Source organism: Actinobacillus genomosp. 2 (genome assembly GCF_029773605.1).
Classification (GTDB): domain Bacteria; phylum Pseudomonadota; class Gammaproteobacteria; order Enterobacterales; family Pasteurellaceae; genus Actinobacillus.
The window spans coordinates 470,646-488,215 of sequence record NZ_CP103807.1; the positions used below are offsets into that span (position 1 = coordinate 470,646).

General features: G+C 37.7%; 17 protein-coding genes and 1 pseudogene. 10 read left to right on the top strand and 8 right to left on the bottom strand.

The genetic code is table 11. The annotated features are described in order from the left end of the window. Nucleotides 1–50: 50 nt before the first annotated feature. From NYR60_RS02220 to proB, 5 genes are all read right to left on the bottom strand, one after another. Nucleotides 51–2,168, bottom strand: a complete 2,118-nt coding sequence (locus NYR60_RS02220; protein WP_279467541.1) for a 3-hydroxyacyl-CoA dehydrogenase NAD-binding domain-containing protein — start codon at nt 2,166–2,168, stop codon at nt 51–53. 9 nt (nt 2,169–2,177) lie between these two features. Beyond that, nucleotides 2,178–3,482, bottom strand: a complete 1,305-nt coding sequence (locus tag NYR60_RS02225; protein ID WP_279467542.1) for an acetyl-CoA C-acyltransferase — start codon at nt 3,480–3,482, stop codon at nt 2,178–2,180. A 197-nt stretch (nt 3,483–3,679) separates the two neighbouring features. After that, a complete protein-coding gene (gene nth / locus NYR60_RS02230) occupies nt 3,680–4,312 on the bottom strand; it encodes an endonuclease III (RefSeq protein ID WP_279467543.1) in 633 nt (210 codons plus the stop codon). Further along, nucleotides 4,313–5,089, bottom strand: a complete 777-nt coding sequence (locus tag NYR60_RS02235) for a TSUP family transporter (protein WP_279467544.1) — start codon at nt 5,087–5,089, stop codon at nt 4,313–4,315. Nucleotides 5,090–5,104: 15 nt separating this feature from the next. After that, nucleotides 5,105–6,196 carry a glutamate 5-kinase gene (gene proB / locus NYR60_RS02240; protein WP_279467545.1) on the bottom strand — a complete coding sequence of 364 codons (1,092 nt, stop codon included), beginning with the start codon at nt 6,194–6,196 and terminating at the stop codon, nt 5,105–5,107. A gap of 84 nt (nt 6,197–6,280) precedes the next feature. On the opposite strand from proB, the gene NYR60_RS02245 reads away from it, so the two are divergent. Further along, entirely contained in the window at nt 6,281–6,769 is a 489-nt protein-coding gene (locus NYR60_RS02245; protein WP_279467546.1) for a dihydrofolate reductase, read from the top strand. Nucleotides 6,770–6,893: 124 nt separating this feature from the next. Beyond that, nucleotides 6,894–7,127, top strand: a complete 234-nt coding sequence (locus NYR60_RS02250) for a YgjV family protein (protein WP_279467547.1) — start codon at nt 6,894–6,896, stop codon at nt 7,125–7,127. Nucleotides 7,128–7,171: 44 nt separating this feature from the next. On the opposite strand, the pseudogene radA reads toward NYR60_RS02250, so the two are convergent. Further along, nucleotides 7,172–8,550, bottom strand: a pseudogene (radA, locus tag NYR60_RS02255) (DNA repair protein RadA). A gap of 191 nt (nt 8,551–8,741) precedes the next feature. Between radA and NYR60_RS02260 the strand changes: the two are divergent. Genes NYR60_RS02260 through yacG form a run of 6 tightly spaced genes read left to right on the top strand, consistent with a single transcriptional unit; the run spans nt 8,742 to nt 13,297 of the window. Beyond that, nucleotides 8,742–9,182 carry a prepilin-type N-terminal cleavage/methylation domain-containing protein gene (locus tag NYR60_RS02260; RefSeq protein ID WP_279467548.1) on the top strand — a complete coding sequence of 147 codons (441 nt, stop codon included), beginning with the start codon at nt 8,742–8,744 and terminating at the stop codon, nt 9,180–9,182. Nucleotides 9,183–9,207: 25 nt separating this feature from the next. Further along, nucleotides 9,208–10,599 carry a GspE/PulE family protein gene (locus NYR60_RS02265; protein ID WP_279467549.1) on the top strand — a complete coding sequence of 464 codons (1,392 nt, stop codon included), beginning with the start codon at nt 9,208–9,210 and terminating at the stop codon, nt 10,597–10,599. Further along, nucleotides 10,586–11,788 (top strand): type II secretion system F family protein, encoded by a 1,203-nt coding sequence (locus NYR60_RS02270; RefSeq protein ID WP_279467550.1) that lies wholly within the window; start codon nt 10,586–10,588, stop codon nt 11,786–11,788. The genes NYR60_RS02265 and NYR60_RS02270 overlap by 14 nt, the downstream gene beginning before the upstream one ends. A gap of 26 nt (nt 11,789–11,814) precedes the next feature. Then, nucleotides 11,815–12,459 carry a prepilin peptidase gene (locus NYR60_RS02275; protein WP_279467551.1) on the top strand — a complete coding sequence of 215 codons (645 nt, stop codon included), beginning with the start codon at nt 11,815–11,817 and terminating at the stop codon, nt 12,457–12,459. 21 nt (nt 12,460–12,480) lie between these two features. Next, nucleotides 12,481–13,095 carry a dephospho-CoA kinase gene (coaE, locus tag NYR60_RS02280; RefSeq protein WP_431831745.1) on the top strand — a complete coding sequence of 205 codons (615 nt, stop codon included), beginning with the start codon at nt 12,481–12,483 and terminating at the stop codon, nt 13,093–13,095. A 10-nt stretch (nt 13,096–13,105) separates the two neighbouring features. Beyond that, complete coding sequence (gene yacG / locus NYR60_RS02285; RefSeq protein ID WP_279467552.1) at nt 13,106–13,297, top strand: DNA gyrase inhibitor YacG; 192 nt, start codon at nt 13,106–13,108, stop codon at nt 13,295–13,297. A 67-nt stretch (nt 13,298–13,364) separates the two neighbouring features. On the opposite strand, the gene NYR60_RS02290 is transcribed toward yacG, so the two are convergent. Then, nucleotides 13,365–14,195 carry a D-alanyl-D-alanine carboxypeptidase family protein gene (locus NYR60_RS02290; protein WP_279467553.1) on the bottom strand — a complete coding sequence of 277 codons (831 nt, stop codon included), beginning with the start codon at nt 14,193–14,195 and terminating at the stop codon, nt 13,365–13,367. Nucleotides 14,196–14,275: 80 nt separating this feature from the next. Continuing rightward, the gene (locus NYR60_RS02295; RefSeq protein ID WP_279467554.1) at nt 14,276–15,313 is read right to left on the bottom strand and encodes a glycosyltransferase family 9 protein; all 1,038 of its coding nucleotides are present in this window, start codon (nt 15,311–15,313) and stop codon (nt 14,276–14,278) included. 242 nt (nt 15,314–15,555) lie between these two features. Here NYR60_RS02295 and argG point away from each other — a divergent pair, with 242 nt between their 5' ends. Together argG and rnhA are read left to right on the top strand one after the other, a co-directional pair. After that, complete coding sequence (argG, locus tag NYR60_RS02300) at nt 15,556–16,887, top strand: argininosuccinate synthase (RefSeq protein ID WP_279467555.1); 1,332 nt, start codon at nt 15,556–15,558, stop codon at nt 16,885–16,887. A 123-nt stretch (nt 16,888–17,010) separates the two neighbouring features. Continuing rightward, nucleotides 17,011–17,472: a ribonuclease HI gene (gene rnhA / locus NYR60_RS02305; RefSeq protein WP_279467556.1), complete on the top strand. Its 462-nt coding sequence runs from the start codon at nt 17,011–17,013 to the stop codon at nt 17,470–17,472. The last annotated feature ends 98 nt before the right edge of the window (nt 17,473–17,570 follow it).

The following is a 17,570-nucleotide window of genomic DNA, read 5'->3' on the forward strand; positions in this document are numbered from 1 at the left end:
TTCTAATAAAAACCAGACCTTTGTAAAAGCTGGTTTTTTAGTCAAGTATTTTAGTTTTCAGCTTGTTGGATTAACCATTCGCAAGGTTCAAATCGCTTACCGAATTGCTTACGATGAAGATGTAATTGACGTACAATTTCTTTTGCACCGATTTTCTCTATATAAGCATAGATACCGCCTCGGAATTCCGGAAATCCCGTACCGAGTACAGATGCGACATTTCCTTCATCCGTAGATAAAATGACGTTATCTTGCAAGCACCAGGCTGCCTCATTAATCATGCGCAAGACACAACGGCGTGCAATTTGTTCGGATTCCAAGTCGTTACGAGCTATGGTTTCCATTACGTGATAAATGCTTTTATCCTCCTGTAAACGTTCGCCAAAACGGTTGTACATATAAAATCCTCGTTTATTCTTACAGCCCTTGCGTTCATTTCTGACTAATAGATCAACACTATTCGGTAAACTAAATCGTGAACCTAATTCACGCACTAATGCCGGATTAGATTTAACCAATACGTCCAGCCCCATTTCATCGATCATCGCCAACGGGCCTAACTTAAAGCCAAATTCTTGTAATGAACGATCGATAAATTCGATTGACTCACCGTCAATTAAACATTGAATCGCTTCAAGTAATAATGGTGTTAAGATTCGATTAATGAAAAAGCCTTGTTTATCTGCCACCAAGAGCGGTACTTTTCCTTGCTGAATCGCAAAATGAATTGCCGTTGCAATCGTATGTTCGCTGGTTGTGGTATGCGGTATGATTTCCACTATTTTTTGTTTAGTCACCGGACTAAAGTAATGTAGGCCAATGACATTTTCCGGACGTAGCGCATGAGTAGCAATATCTTTAATAGCTAAGGTCGAGGTATTTGTCGCAAAAATGATATGTTTACTATAATAATTTTCACTCTCTAATAACATTCGTTGCTTAAGTGCGAGATCTTCATATACCGCTTCAATAACAAAATCAGTTGATTTAGCCGCGACTAATCGCTCTCCACCTGTAATGAGATTCATTCTTTGGAGCATTTCGCCATGGTTTAATTGATTGTTATCTACGGCTTTTTGCATTAATTCAAAGCTGGTACGTAATGCTTTACGAATTTCAGAGGGATGAATATCTTTAATGCGAACAGGAACTTTCGCATTATTTGCAGTTAAATAAGCAATGCCGGCACCCATATAACCTGAGCCTAAAATACTCACTTGAGTGATGTCGCGAACGTTACCACGAATACGATATTTATCTTTCATTGCTCGTTCGGTTTTCTTCAATTCAATTAATACTTTTGACGTTTCCGTATTAAACAATTCTACAAAGGCTTGCTGTTCAAGAATTAAACCTTGTTTAAAATGCGGTTCTTTAAGTAATTCGATTAGTTTAGCGACCGCAGGATAGTTACCGAATGTTTCAAGCCAAATTAAGTTTTCTGTTCGATCTAAAAACTTATGACGGAATAATTTGTTGCCCTCTAATTGTTTACGCCACTTTTTGAAGAGAGTAAGCGGTCGTTTATGATCGGTTTTTTGTATTTTACTGCTATGCAATAATTGGTAAGCCGTAGCCAGTAATTTTGTGTTAGGTACTAGTTGATCCACTAATCCTAAAGATTTTGCTGCTGTCGCATCAATTTTCTTACCGGATAACAATAAAGGTGTTGCGTTTTGTAACCCAATCAAACGAGGTAAGCGTTGCGTTCCTCCGGCAAAGGGTAAAAGACCCGAACGGACCTGAGGCATAGCAAATTGAGTATGTGGCTCATCGCTGGCAATTCGATAATCGCAGGCTAAAGCAAGTTCTAAACCGACACTAAAGCAATTACCATCAATCGCCGCAATAATCGGTAATTTAAGCGTATTGAGTTCTCGCATGATAGCTTGAGCATTTTGTGAAAATGCTAATAACTGTTCATCCGTTTTTTGTTTGAGAATACTGGGTTTTAAGCCTTGGATAAAATTATTCTGACGAGCGGAAATCAGAATTGCACCTTGAGCTTGTTGGTAAATAAGCGTACCGATTACATCACGTAATTGCTCTGCAAAGTTTTCGGTTAACCAGTTGGCATCATTATCAGCGGAATGGATACGAATGATGGCAATTCGATTATCATCCACTTCCACCTGAAACATTGGCGGTTGAATTAATTGTTCTGTCATAATCTATCCTTATTCGCTTTCTAATACCATTGCTGCCCCTAATCCACCTAAACCACTTGAGGCAACTAATGAAAGACCGCCGCCTTTACGTTTAAGTGCATAAAGCGATTGAATGATCGTACGTAGACTAGTTACCGCACGAGGATTACCAAAAGCAATAGAACCGCCCAAATGATTGAATTTGTCCATATCGATTTTACCCAAACAAGCGGTACGATTTAGCTGATTTTTAGCAAAGTCATTCGATTCAAATAATCGGAGATTCGCCAAGATTTGGCTAGCGGACGACTCGTGAATATCAATATAATCCATATCTTGCAAACTTAATTCCGCTCGATCTAAAGCCTGTGAGCTGGCAATTGTCGCACCGGCAAACATATCTTGCCAAATATCATTACCAGTAATCGCATAGCTACGAATATAGCCTAAAGGCGTTAAGCCGAGAGCTTTGGCTTTGGATTCATTCATCAGTAATACAGCTGCCGCACCGTCCATCGGTTGTGGCATATTGGCTTCAGTGACTGTGGCATATTCTTTATTCACAATCGGTGAGAATCGTTGATAATAGCTTTCTCTAGTTGCCGCAGACACTAATGTATCCGAAACCACAAAATCTTTATAAGGGCGAGGAAATGACGGCATTACTTCTTCTTTTAATAGACCAATTTTCCACGCATCGGACGCTCTTTGATTGGAAAGACGAGCATATTCGTCTTGTTCCGCACGGCTAATATTATGATCTTGTGCCATCTGTTCCGACACTTCGGCTACTGACATTTGGGTAGTAAAATCTCTTAAATTCACACCGTGAGGTTTCAGATCTTTCCACGAAAAATGACGAAAACGGCGATATTTTTCCTCAAGCGATCCTGTGGCAAAAATAGATTTCAATTTATAGATAACCCGAGGGCTAATACTGAGTGGTGCATTTGAAATAGAATCCGCACCACCGGCAATGCCGGCATTAATTGAACCACTGACAATACTGCCGGCAACATTGGCAATCGCTTGTAAACCGGATAAACACGAACTACTGATACTATAAGACTGTAATTTAGGCATATTTAATGCCAATGCGATTTCTCTTGCCGGATTAGGAATATCGGGCTGTTGAATAACTTGTCCGAAAACCAGTTGTTCGATTTCATGGTGTTCAATTGCCGTACGGCTAAGTAATTCATTGGTTACGATTGTGCCAAGACTGGTCGCATAAGCGTCTTTAAACCCAGTATCTTTTCGAGCAAAAGGGGTTCTCAGTCCGGATACAATCGCAACACGCTCACCTTTTGTGGTCAGTAAGTGCTGATTCGGCATTATTTATCCTTATCGGGAGGGGATTAGAATTGTAAAGCCAGTATTGTAACACCGTTAGTTTGAAAATAAATAACGGATATGTAACGCTAAAGGGGGAATTAATAGGAGGGGAAGAGGGATGGATAAACACAAGCGGTCAAATTAACATTTTTCTTTGCAACAAAATAGGAAAATTTGACCGCTTTCTGAGGATAGAACTATTCGGTTTTATCTTTAAATTCACATAAATCTTCGATAATACAAGACCCACAACGAGGTTTTCGGGCTATACAGGTATAACGTCCGTGTAGAATTAGCCAATGGTGAACATCGACTTTAAATTCTGCCGGTACGACTTTGAGCAGTTTTTCTTCCACTTTGACCACATCTTTTCCTGGTGCAAATCCAGTACGGTTTGATACACGGAAAATATGCGTATCCACCGCAATGGTCGGATGCCCGAATGCTGTATTCAGCACAACGTTTGCTGTTTTTCGCCCGACACCGGCAAGTGCTTCCAAGGCTTCTCGATTTTCTGGCACTTCACCGTTGTGTTTTTCAATCAGATCTCGGCAAGTTTTAATAATATTTTCCGCTTTACTGTTAAATAACCCAATGGTTTTAATATACTCTTTTAAACCATCCACGCCTAAATCTAAAATAGCTTGCGGTGTATTGGCAACTGGAAATAATTTATCAGTTGCTTTATTTACCCCTTTATCTGTTGCTTGAGCAGAAAGAATTACCGCAATCAATAACTCAAAAGGATTGCTGTAATTCAATTCGGTAGTCGGATGGGGATTTTCATTACGTAAACGGGTTAATATTTCAATTCGTTTTGCTTGATTCATTTAAATTCCTAGAAAAGATAAAAATCCTTGTTCATATAACATTTTGACAACCATTAAAAATGACATCGTCACGAGCATGGGGCGAACCAATTTCTTACCTTTAGTAACCACCATTCTTGCCCCTAATGTGCCACCGATAAATTGCCCAATCATCATAATAAAACCGATTTTCCATAAAACTGCACCACCTAATATAAAAAAGATAAGTGCGGCAAAGTTAGAAGTAAAGTTTAACACTTTGGCATGGGCGACTGCTTTCGGTAAATTAAAGCCAAGTAATAAGATAAATGCTAGTGTAAAAAACGAACCGGTGGCTGGTCCGAACATTCCGTCATAAAAACCGATGCTGGCAGCGGCACTAAAAGCAAATAGCGGAAAGCTGATGCGTTGTTTTCTATCTTCATCACCGACAGTCGGACTGAATAAAAAATAAATACCGATAATTAACACTAAAAATGGTAATAACATTTTGAGTGAATTGACATCAATCATCTGCACGAAGATTGTACCGCAAGCCGCACCGATAAAGGTCAATAGAATCAATAGGGAAATTTGTCTGAGATTAACGGCTTTTTGACGTACAAAATAGAGTGATGCAGAAAATGAACCGCCACAGGCTTGTAATTTATTCGTGCCAAGTGCCATCGTAGGTGGTATACCGGCTGAAAGTAAAGCAGGAATAGTCAGTAAACCGCCACCACCGGCAATCGCATCAATAAAACCAGAAATGGTTGCAATGCCGAATAACATAGCTAAAACATCAAACGAAAGTTCCATAAAAATCCTTTTATTTTAATAAATAACCATTTCATCGATATGTACCGCAACTGAACCAAATTCATAACCAAGCAAGGATTCAATCTCTGCTGATTTTTTTCCTTTAATCCGCACAAGTGCATCGCTATTATAACGAGCGAGTCCTAATGCGAGTGCTTTACCTTCCTGATTGAATATTTTAACGACTTCGCCACGGCTAAATACGCCATTAATTTCAGAAACACCGACAGGTAGTAATGATTTATGTTGTAACAATGCGGCTTCCGCGCCTTTATCTACCACAAGTGAACCAACTTGCGGTGCGGCGAATAACCATTGTTTACGTCCCTCCAAGCGGTCGGATTGTACTAAAAATTTACTACCAATCGATTCGCCGTTGGCGAGATCCACTAATACATTTTCACGAGAACCGGAAGCGATGATTGTTTCAACGCCCGAACGTGTCGCAATATCGGCTGCGGTAATTTTTGTACTCATACCGCCGGTACCAAGACCGGTTACACTACCACCTGCCATTTGGCGAATTTCAGGGGTAATTTTTTCGACCACGGAAAGTAATTTAGCATGTGGATTTGAGCGGGGATCTGCATCAAATAAGCCCTCTTGATCCGTGAGTAAATAAAGCTGGTCCGCATGAGCTAAAATGGCAACAAGTGCAGAAAGATTGTCATTATCGCCAACTTTAAATTCTTCGGTGGCTACTGTGTCATTTTCGTTGATTACAGGAATGATTTTTTGTTCCAATAACGCATTAAGCGTATCTCTTGCATTTAAAAAACGCTCACGATCATCAATATCGGCACGAGTCAATAAAATTTGCCCGATATGAATCCCATAAATATCAAATAAATTTTCCCAAGTACGGATTAATTGGCTTTGTCCTACAGCAGCAAGCATTTGTTTATATGCAAGTGTTTTAGGTAATTCGGGATGACCTAAATAATCTCTGCCTGCAGCGGCTGCTCCGGATGTCACGACAATTACCCGATGATGTTGATGCAGTTGGGCAATTTGTTTGACTAATTCCAGCATATAAGGGCGACTTAAACTTTTTCCGCCGTGAGTCAGTGTGCTAGTTCCAAATTTAATTACAATTGTCTTTTGCATAGTCTTATCCCGATAAAAATTTAGCACAAAAGTATCACTTTTATCTGTTAAAATCACGCCTATTTTATTAAAAGGGAAGAAAAAATGAAGATAAGTTTAATTGTTGCCAGAACCTTAAATCACGTTATCGGCAAAGATAACCAAATGCCGTGGAGTTTACCGGTAGATTTAGCTTGGTTTCGCCAAAATACGTTAGGTAAGCCGGTCATTATGGGACGTAAAACCTATGAATCTATCGGGCGACTTTTACCGAAACGTCCAAATATTATTTTGAGCCGTTCCGGATTTTGCGTAGAGGGGGCCTATATGGCGGAAAACTTTACACAGGCGGTCGAGTTAGCCAAAACTTTTGCAAATACAGATGAAATTATGGTAATCGGCGGCGGAGAATTATTTAAGCAGACTATACCTGAAGCAAGCAAACTTTACTTAACAGAGATTCAAGCGGAAATAGAGGGTGATACTACCTTTGAATTTGATGAATCAAATTGGCGATTATCGGCAGAAAAATGGTCGGAAATTGATGAGCAAAACGCATATCGTTGCCATTTTATGATCTTAGAAAGGGTATGATTGTTTATTTTACAAGCTATTAATCGATCTTTACAAAACGCAAACCTTTGCATTTTTAGACCTTAAACACAAAGTAAAAAAGAAAGCGTACAATAAGTTCAATCATTTTAATAAAGGAGTAAATATGGATTACGTTGAACTTTTAGGCTATGCAGCAATGGGATTTGTCGGTTTATCTTTTGTATTAAAAGATGTCGTTAAGCTTCGTTTAATTAATGCGATTGGCTGTGTGTTATTCGTTATTTACGGCTTTTTTATCGGCTCAATTCCTGTTATCGCAATGAATTTTTTTGTTGCGATGCTTAATTTCTACTTTGTGGTAAAAAATTGGAATAAACCACTAGAAGTTAATTCGTAAGATTTTATGTGAAACAGACCGCTTGTAAGCGGTCTGTTTTTGTATTAAAGGTTACCAAGAATATCAAGCGCATCACTTAATTTTTTCACGGTAAAAACTTCCATACCTTTAATCGGCTTTTTAGGCGCATTTCCGTGAGGAATAATTGCACGTTTAAATCCATGTTTTGCTGCTTCGCTGATTCGTTCTTGACCGCTAGGAACTGGACGGATTTCTCCGGCTAATCCGACTTCGCCGAAAACGACAAGATCCTGTGGTAATGAACGATTCCTAAAACTGGATATTAATGCCAATATTAATGCTAAATCTGCACTGGTTTCTGTGACTTTGACCCCTCCGACTACATTCACAAACACATCTTGATCCGACATTTGTAAACCGCCGTGTCGATGTAAGACGGCAAGTAATAAGGACAAACGGTTATGATCTAATCCGACCGCAACACGACGGGGATTCGCTAACATAGAATGATCAACTAACGCTTGAATCTCGACTAATAGAGGACGAGTACCTTCCCAAAGTACCATCACGGAACTACCAGGTGTTTGTTCTTCACTACGGCTAAGGAAAATTGCTGAAGGGTTTTTTACTTCTCTTAATCCTTGCTCAGTCATTGCAAATACACCTAATTCATTGACTGCACCGAAACGGTTTTTTTGACTGCGTAAAGTACGAAAACGAGAATCCGATTCGCCTTCTAATAAAATAGATGCGTCAATACAGTGTTCCAAAACCTTAGGACCAGCAAGCGTACCGTCTTTTGTGACGTGTCCAACCATGATAATGGCCACTTGGCGAGTTTTTGCATAGCGAGTTAAAAACGAAGCACATTCTCGTACTTGAGATACACTACCAGGGAAGATTGGATATCGGCAAGGTGCATTACCTGAATAGAGTCAATCACCATAATTTTCGGCTTTTCTTGATCGGCAATATTACAGATATGTTCAACGGAGGTTTCTGATAGCATCTTTAGATTTTCAGTTGGTAGTTCTAAGCGATTGGCACGCATCGCAACTTGCTGTAATGATTCCTCACCGGTCACATAAAGTGTCGGCAAATCTTTAGATAAACCGCACATAACTTGCAAAAGTAGGGTAGATTTACCAGCACCAGGGTGACCACCGATTAAAATTGCTGATCCGGGAACGACACCACCACCGAGGACACGATCCAACTCATTAAAGCCACTACTGAAACGAGGCACTTCTTGTAAACTGATTTCAGATAAGGTTTGCACTTTGCCTGAGGTTTCTCCGGCATATCCGCTAAAACGATCGCTCTTACTCGTTTCTTTACTGGATATTAGGCGAACTTCACTAATGGTATTCCAAGACTTACATTCTTTGCATTGCCCCATCCAGCGAGAATATTCTGCGCCGCAATCATTACATACATAAGCTGTTTTTGGTGCTTTTGCCATTTTGACCTCTAAATTGATGAAAACGACATAATCATAGCAAAATATACTGACTAAATGAACAGTTATAAAGATATTGTTTTTGCGATGCGGATCGCAAAAGTTATTTTGTTCGCTAGTGATAGCCAATGAAATATTGCAGACTGTTTAGGCGTAATCATACGCAGAAATATTGAGATAATAAGGAACATTGTATGCAAAAAATCAGATTAATTAGACCGCTTGCTAAGGCTTTTACATTAATTGAATTAATGATCGTTATCGCAATTATTGCCATTCTTGCCACTATTGCGATTCCTTCCTATAACAGCTATACCCAAAAAGCTGCACTTTCGGAATTACTTTCCGCTTCATCTTCTTATAAAACCGATGTTGAAATTTGTGTGTATAACACCGGAGATATTAATGCCTGTAACAGCGGACAAAATGGGATTAAAAAAGATAGTGATCTTAAAAATTCAAAATATCTGAAATCGGTATCGGTAACAAATGGAGAAATAAAAGTAGTTGGGCAAGGGAGCTTAGAGAATTACAGCTATACGCTAAAACCGAATAAAAATGGACAAACTATCACGTGGGAAACTCAATGTAGTGGCGATGATACAAGTTTATTTCCGGCAAACTTCTGTTCATAACGTTAATGGATAAGGAGGAAACCAAATGCCATATTCAGTTTGTGATGTTAACAGCCAACAGGTGTTTGAAATTTCTGATGAACTTTGGCAAAAGAATTTTGATGAACGTCATATTTTATTACGTTATCTCGCTGTGCCGGTTCAGGAGAATCAACAAATGTTATGGCTAGCAATAGATGATATGAATAATTTGAGTGCTTGTGAAATTTTTGCATTTATTGCACATAAACAAATTGAGCCGGTATTGGTTTCCTCCGATGAATTGAAATATCTTTTAAGTCAACTAATGCCGGAACAACGATCAGTGTATGAAGAAACCGAGCTACCTTATCAATCTTTAGAATCATCGGAACATTTCAACGTGAATGATCCGATTATCCGGAGTTTAGATAATCTTTTTAAATATAGTTTAAAACATAATGTATCTGATATTCATATTGAACCGCAAAAAGAAAAGATCATCATTAGATTACGTATTGATGGTGTTCTTTATCATTATAAATCGCTCTCAAGACAACTTTCTGAGCGAGTTATTTCCAGAATTAAGTTATTGGCGAAATTAGATATTAGTGAATCTCGCCTACCACAAGACGGGCAATTTAGCTTTAAAACAGCATTATCTGAAACACTCGATTTTCGGGTATCAAGTTTACCGACACATTGGGGAGAGAAGATTGTTTTACGTTTACAAAAAAATAAACCGACGCATTTTGATTTTCTTACGTTAGGTTTTTTAGCGGAGCAGAAAGCAAAGTTATTGAAAGCATTACAGCAACCACAAGGATTAATTTTAGTTACTGGACCTACTGGTAGCGGTAAAAGTATTACTTTATATAGTGCATTAAATTATTTAAATGACAGTTCCAGACATATTATGACTGCAGAAGATCCAGTAGAAATTGAAATCGAAGGGATCATTCAAACTCAAGTCAATTCGGCGATAGGTTTGGATTTTAGTCGTTTATTAAGAACATTTTTACGTCAAGATCCGGATGTGATTATGTTGGGTGAAATTAGGGATAGAGAAAGTGCGGAAATTGCACTACGTGCGGCACAAACTGGTCATTTAGTGCTTTCCACGTTACATACGAATGATGCACCTTCCGCAATAGAACGTTTATTACAGTTAGGCATAAAAGAATATGAGATACGTAATTCATTGCTATTAGTGATTGCTCAGCGTTTAGTCCGAAAATTATGTTGTGAATGTGCCGGCAATGGTTGTAAGACGTGTTATCAAGGCTATAAAGGGCGTGAAGGCGTTTATCAAATCTTAGCCAAAAATGGTGAGATATTTGATAAAAACACAGCTTATTTAGACTTTAAAACGTTACATCAAAGTGCGGAGCAAAAAGTCCAGGCGGGTATTACCTCGTTAGTTGAAATAAAAAGAGTATTGGGCGATGCAGAAGCATAAAGTGTATGAATTTCGCTGGAAAGCAATAAACAGATTTCAGCAATCACAAATAGGATGTTTTCTTGCAGAAACTCTGGAGGAGGTTGAAAATAAACTTCTTAAAAAAGGTTATACGAATATTCGTATTCAACGTAATTTTGTCTTTTCGACGAAGCCTTCCTCAGAAAATATTACACAAGTCATCAATCAACTAGCACTATTACTAAATGCCGCAATTCCTCTGAAACAAGCCCTTTGTATGGTTCAGGAAAATAGTGGCAATATTCGACTTTATTTATGGCTTCGTGAGTTAATTGGATTAATTGAGTCGGGATATTCCTTATCAAAGGGGTTAGATAAACTTAAACTTTATTTAGTAAAAAATGAAATACAACTTATTAATATTGGCGAAAAAAGCGGACAATTAGGCGTGATATTGGCCAATATTGCACAAAGTCGTTCTCAAACAGAAAAGTTACATAAAAAAGTAAAAAAGATAATGTTTTATCCATTAATGACATTAAGTATTTCCCTAATATTGTCTATCGGAATGTTGTTATTTATTGTCCCTCAATTTATTGAAGTATATAGCGATAAAGAAAAAGTTCTTCCTTTGCTTACATCCATTCTATTTTCACTATCTGTTTTTTTGCAAACTTATGGGTTATTGATAGCATTTGCCTTTGTAGTGTTAGGTACTATGTTTATTTGGTTTGCTAAAAACAGTACATTTTTAACTGCTTTTAAATGGCGAATGTTTAGTTTATTGCCGGTATTTAATAAGGTTATTACAAATTCGAGAATTGTTTTTTTTAGTCAAAATTTGGCGTTAATGTTAAAAAATCATATGCGGTTGGAAATTGCATTAAATGCGTTCCTTTCTGCTCAAACACAAGATATCCAGTTAAAAAAAGAGATAAATATGATGTTAACTTTTTTACGACAAGGCTATAAATTGTCTGACTGTTTAAATCCAACAGTATTTCAGAGCCAAGTGATTCAAATGATCGCAGTAGCTGAACGAAGTGGTAGTTTGATTCAGATGCTTGAGCATATAGGAGAAATATATCAACAGAAATTGGATTATCAAATTGATCTACTTTCTCAAATGATTGAGCCTATCTTAATGATGATGATTGGTTTAGTGATAGGCACGATTTTAATTGGTCTATATTTACCTATTTTTGATATGGGGGGCTTGGCAGGGTAAATATGGACGGGTTCAGACAATATTTTATGCTTATCTTTGCCTTGAGTTTTGCTTGGTGGTGTAAACAAGCTATACCAAAGTTTGCTGATAAAATTAATCGTCAGGTGTATGACGAATATTATTCATTATTAGACATTCGTTATTGTTATCACGATTTTCGTCACTCTTCGAGATTACAACCTAAAATAACCGCATGGGGAAACCTGTTTTATGGCATATTTCCTTTAATTGCTTGGAGGATGTCTGATCCGATACTTGCATTGTTGTTTATGATATTAGCTTTTTTGTCAGTGCTGGACTATTGCTATTACTTAACGGATATTCAATATGTTGCAAGTATCTTTATATTGTCTCTCTTGTTCTCATTAGATGAACCGCATCAAATAAGTTTATTATTTTGTTGTGTCTTTTTTAGTGTGATTGGCTTTTTTACTCAAAAACTTTTAAAAAAGGAGATACTAGGCGGCGGTGACAGTTTATTATTTATTGCTTTATCGCCCTTGTTTACAGTAGATGAACTATTTGGCTTATTACTGTTTTCTTCTCTTTTCGGCATAGGATTTATGCTTATATATCGCTTATATACGCAAAAAATTCTGCGAAAGTTAGCGTTTATTCCGTTTATTAGCATTTCGACATTTTTTATGATTATTGATAAAATAAACACTTAATTTGATGTGTAAGGAAAATATATGGCATTGGTAGTAGGGCTAACCGGTGGAATTGGAAGCGGTAAAACAACGATTGCTAATCTATTTTTAGAATATAACGTACCTATTATTGATGCGGATATTATCGCTCGCCAAGTGGTTGAGAAAGGCTCGCCACTTTTGGCTAAAATTGTCGAGCATTTTGGGCATAATATTTTAACAACAGATGATGAATTGGATCGTGCGAAGTTACGCCAAATTGTTTTTGCGAATGAACAAGAAAAAGTATGGTTAAATAACTTGCTACATCCAGCAATTCGTCAAGAAATGTTACGTCAAATTCAAGCCTGTTCAGCCCCTTATTTGTTGTTTGTTGTACCGTTATTAATTGAAAATCAGTTAACGACATTATGTGATCGTATTTTAGTGATTGATGTTGATCCGTCAATTCAGTTAGAGCGAGCAACTAAACGAGATCAAAGTAAAATAGACACGATTAAAAATATAATGGCTTCGCAAGTAAGTCGTGCAGAGCGGCTTCGTTACGCTGATGATGTGATTGAAAATAATTTACCGCTGGAGCAAGGGCTTGAGAAAATAAAAGCACAAGTGTTGGCATTACATCAATATTATTTAAATTTAGCAAAAAGTTATTAAAGGAAAGCCAATGTCAGAAACTATAGTAAATTGTCCTACTTGTAATAAAGAGGTTATTTGGAAGCCTGAAAGTAAATATCGCCCGTTTTGTAGTGAGCGTTGCCAATTGATTGATTTAGGCGAGTGGGCGAATGAAGAAAAGCGTATCGCAGCGGTAGAAAATGATGTAATGACGTCTGATTTAGAGGGACATTATTTGTAAAATGCTTAGTGACAAATCTATCTAAAAATTAAACCGCTTGTAGCTTGAGGCTACAAGCGGTTTATATTTAAATATCTTCTTCCTCGTCATAACCGTCGTAGTTCAGATCTTCGTCGGCTAAAGATGCACAACCATATTGTTCTAATTTATTTTTAGTAAAGTTTGAACGAATAGCAGAACTGCGGTTATTTAAACTGATGACACCGATAGTTGCATGATTACATTGGTGTTTATTTACAAAAACTAAGTTATAACCTGACTCACGAATATAGCCGGTTTTATTAATTGCCGCATCAAACATTTCTTCTCGTACCAAGGCACTCGTATTTTGCATAAATACATTACGTTTACCTGCACGAATATAGGCAGCTTTGGTATTTGATAGTTCTTGGATTTTTGCGTTATTGAGCGAATATTTTGCTAGTTTAACTAAATCCATCGCACTGGAGATATTTGCACTTGATAAACCGGAACTATCGTGAAAACGTGTAGAACGCATACCTAATTGTTGAGCTTTTTGGTTCATCTTTTGGATAAATTGCGTACGACTCATCCCTGCAGAACGAGAAAGAGCGTGAGCAGCATAGTTATCCGAATGAACTAACATTGCTTTTAATAATTCGTCACAAGCAATTGGTGTGTGTTTAGGTAATTTAGTACCTGTACCTTTAATATAATCAAAATCTTGATCAGAAATTGATGCACTACAGTTTTTATTTTTATTATTTTCTAAGAAAACATTTGCAGTCATTAATTTAGTGACTGAGGCAATAGGTTGCACATTATTTGCTGAACGACTTTCTAAAATTCGGTCATGAGTAAAATCATAGACTACATAAGATTGAGCAATAGCCAAAGAGGGAGAAAATAAAAATAAAGGGAGTAGTTTTTTTAGCATATTAATTTAAGTCACTTCAGTTAAAAAAGACCTGTTATTCTAACAGGCTTTTTTTATCCTTACTATCAATTAAACAATTCTTATGAATACCAAATGTTCTTTACAAAAGGAATAATAGTTTTAAGAGCTTCGTCAATAGAGATGAGTCCCAAATTCATTTGTTGTGTTTTTTTCTTAGCTTCAGGTGGCATAAAGGCTAAGTGTTTACCATCTTCATTGATTGGACGCCAACGGCGAGGTAATGCAGATAAACGGCTCGGATAAAAACCGATAGTAGCGACATTCAACGCTCCAGCAATATGTAAAGGTCCGGTTGAACCGGCAATAAATAGATCGGCACAAGCAATCGAACAGGCAAAATCTTGTAAACCATCATTTTTATCATACACAACCGCTTGAGTCGCAGTAATTTGTTTCGCTAATTGGTGAGCTTTTTCGCTTTCGCCTTTACCAGCAGTCAGTACAATTTCACAATTGGTTTCTTTGGCGATGCAATTCAGCATTTTTGCATATTGTTCAATAGATAAACTGGTTGCCGAACCGCCGGTAGATGCATGCACAAATAACCATTTACAAGCGGTTGAAATTTGCAGATTTTTTGCTAATTTTATTTTTTGTTGTGCAATTTGCTCTTCACTGAATTTTAAGTAAGGTGGCTGAGGTTCAACTGCTGCAATATGGTGTTTTTGTAGAAAAGCACGAGCCAAATCGAGATTATATTCGCTTTCCGCTTTTGCCGATTGCGAACGGCGTTGCGTTAAACGTTGGTTATATAGAAATTGAAAAACTTTAGTTGCCGGAGCAAGGCGGTGTTTAATGCCGCTTTTCCAAGCCAATTTCGCATTATACCAATCGGAAACAAAACTGATTACTGCATCAAATTCTGAATTTTTAACCGATTGTAAAACACGCTGAAATTCAGCTTTATCTTTTTTATTCGGGGTGTCGATAATCACGTGATCAATTGAAGGACATAGTTCAGCGAGCGGTGCGGTATAGCTCGGCACTAATGCGGTAATTTCTACATTCGGCATAGCTTGTTTTAGCATCGCAAATGCCGGAAAACAAACCATAAAATCACCGATTTTGTCATTGCGAATAACGAGAATCTTTTTCATGTTTACCAACCTTTAAAACAAATTAGGCACTATTTTAGCATTTTCTAAGCAGAATTTTTGGTAAAAAATTATGGAAATTTAACCGCTTGTTTATCTCTTGTTATAGCATTGTTTAACGCTAAAAAATTTCTGCCGAAATTTTAGATGTAATTTTTATAGAATTGGACTAGAATAGATGGAATGGCACAAATGCAACCGTTTGCGTCAGTTTTACTTATATTTAAAAATTTATAGGAATTCGTATGTCAGCAACAATTTTAGAATCTCTCCCGTTAGGTCAAAAAGTAGGTATCGCATTTTCCGGTGGTTTAGATACGTCAGCCGCATTACTTTGGATGCGTAAAAAAGGTGCAGTGCCTTATGCTTATACTGCAAACTTAGGTCAACCGGATGAAGACGACTATAATGCAATTCCGAGAAAAGCGATGGAATACGGTGCGGAAAATGCTCGTTTAATTGACTGTCGTGCTCAATTAGCACATGAGGGTATCGCAGCGATTCAATGTGGTGCTTTCCATATTTCAACCGGCGGTATTCCATATTTCAATACGACGCCACTTGGTCGTGCGGTAACCGGTACAATGCTTGTTGCTGCAATGAAAGAAGATGACGTAAATATCTGGGGTGACGGTTCAACTTTTAAAGGTAATGATATTGAGCGTTTCTACCGTTACGGCTTATTAACCAATCCAAAATTAAAAATCTATAAACCTTGGTTAGACCAGCTTTTCATCGATGAGCTTGGCGGTCGTTTTGAAATGTCTCAATTCTTAATCGCTAACGGTTTTGACTACAAAATGTCGGTAGAAAAAGCATACTCAACAGATTCGAATATGTTAGGTGCGACCCACGAAGCGAAAGATTTAGAAGAATTAAGTACTGGTATGAAAATTGTGAAACCGATTATGGGTGTAGCATTCTGGGACGAAAATGTAGAAATTAAACCTGAAACCGTGTCTGTGACCTTCGAAGAAGGTGTGCCGGTGGCATTAAACGGTAAACGTATCGAAGATGCGGTTGAATTAATTTTAGAAGCAAACCGTATCGGTGGTCGTCACGGTTTAGGTATGTCGGATCAAATCGAAAACCGCATTATCGAAGCGAAATCTCGCGGTATCTATGAAGCACCAGGAATGGCGTTATTACACATCGCTTACGAGCGTTTAGTGACCGGTATCCACAACGAAGATACAATCGAACAATATCGCATTAACGGTTTACGTTTAGGTCGTTTATTATACCAAGGTCGTTGGTTCGATCCACAAGCGTTAATGTTACGTGAAACGGCTCAACGTTGGGTGGCAAAAGCGATTACCGGTACCGTAACCTTAGAATTACGTCGCGGTAATGACTTCACCATTTTAAATACCGAATCACCAAACTTAACCTACGAAGCGGAACGTTTAAGTATGGAAAAAGTAGAAGATGCACCGTTTACACCGGCGGATCGTATCGGTCAATTAACTATGCGTAACTTAGATATCGTGGATACGCGCGGTAAATTAGGTATCTATACCGAGACAGGTTTATTATCCGTTCAAAACAACGTATTACCGCAACTTGGTAAAAAGTAATCTTGATCTAATGCTTCAGAAAATTTAGAATCAATCAAAAGCCCCAATAGTTTACGCTTTGGGGCTTTCATTTTTTTCATCAATTTTTAAATTAAGCGGTCAAAAATTAAGAATTTTTTGCAAATGAAATTAGTTGAAATATTTACGGACGGTTCGTGCTTGGGTAACCCTGGTAAAGGTGGAATCGGCATTGTATTGCGTTACAACGGACATGAAAAGCAGGTCAGCAAAGGCTACTTTCAGACTACCAATAACCGGATGGAATTGCGTGCGGTGATTGAAGCGTTGGCAATGTTAAAAGAGCCTTGCCAAGTGCAGTTGAATTCAGATAGCCAATATATGAAAGACGGCATCACTAAATGGATTTTCAACTGGAAGAAAAATAACTGGAAAACGGCAAATGGTAAGCCGGTTAAAAATAAAGATTTGTGGATAATGCTAGATCAAGAGATTCAGCGTCACACAATTGAGTGGGCTTGGGTAAAAGGCCATTCGGGTCATCGTGAAAATGAAATTTGCGATGAGTTGGCTAAAGCCGGTGCAAATAACCCTACATTAGATGATGTAGGGTATAATGCGGATTAGCCAAAGAGGCAATCGGTCAAATTTTTCAAAATTTTTGCAAATTTGAACCGCTTGTAAATTTTTTAGCATATATTATGCGTTTTTTATGAAGTTTGCTC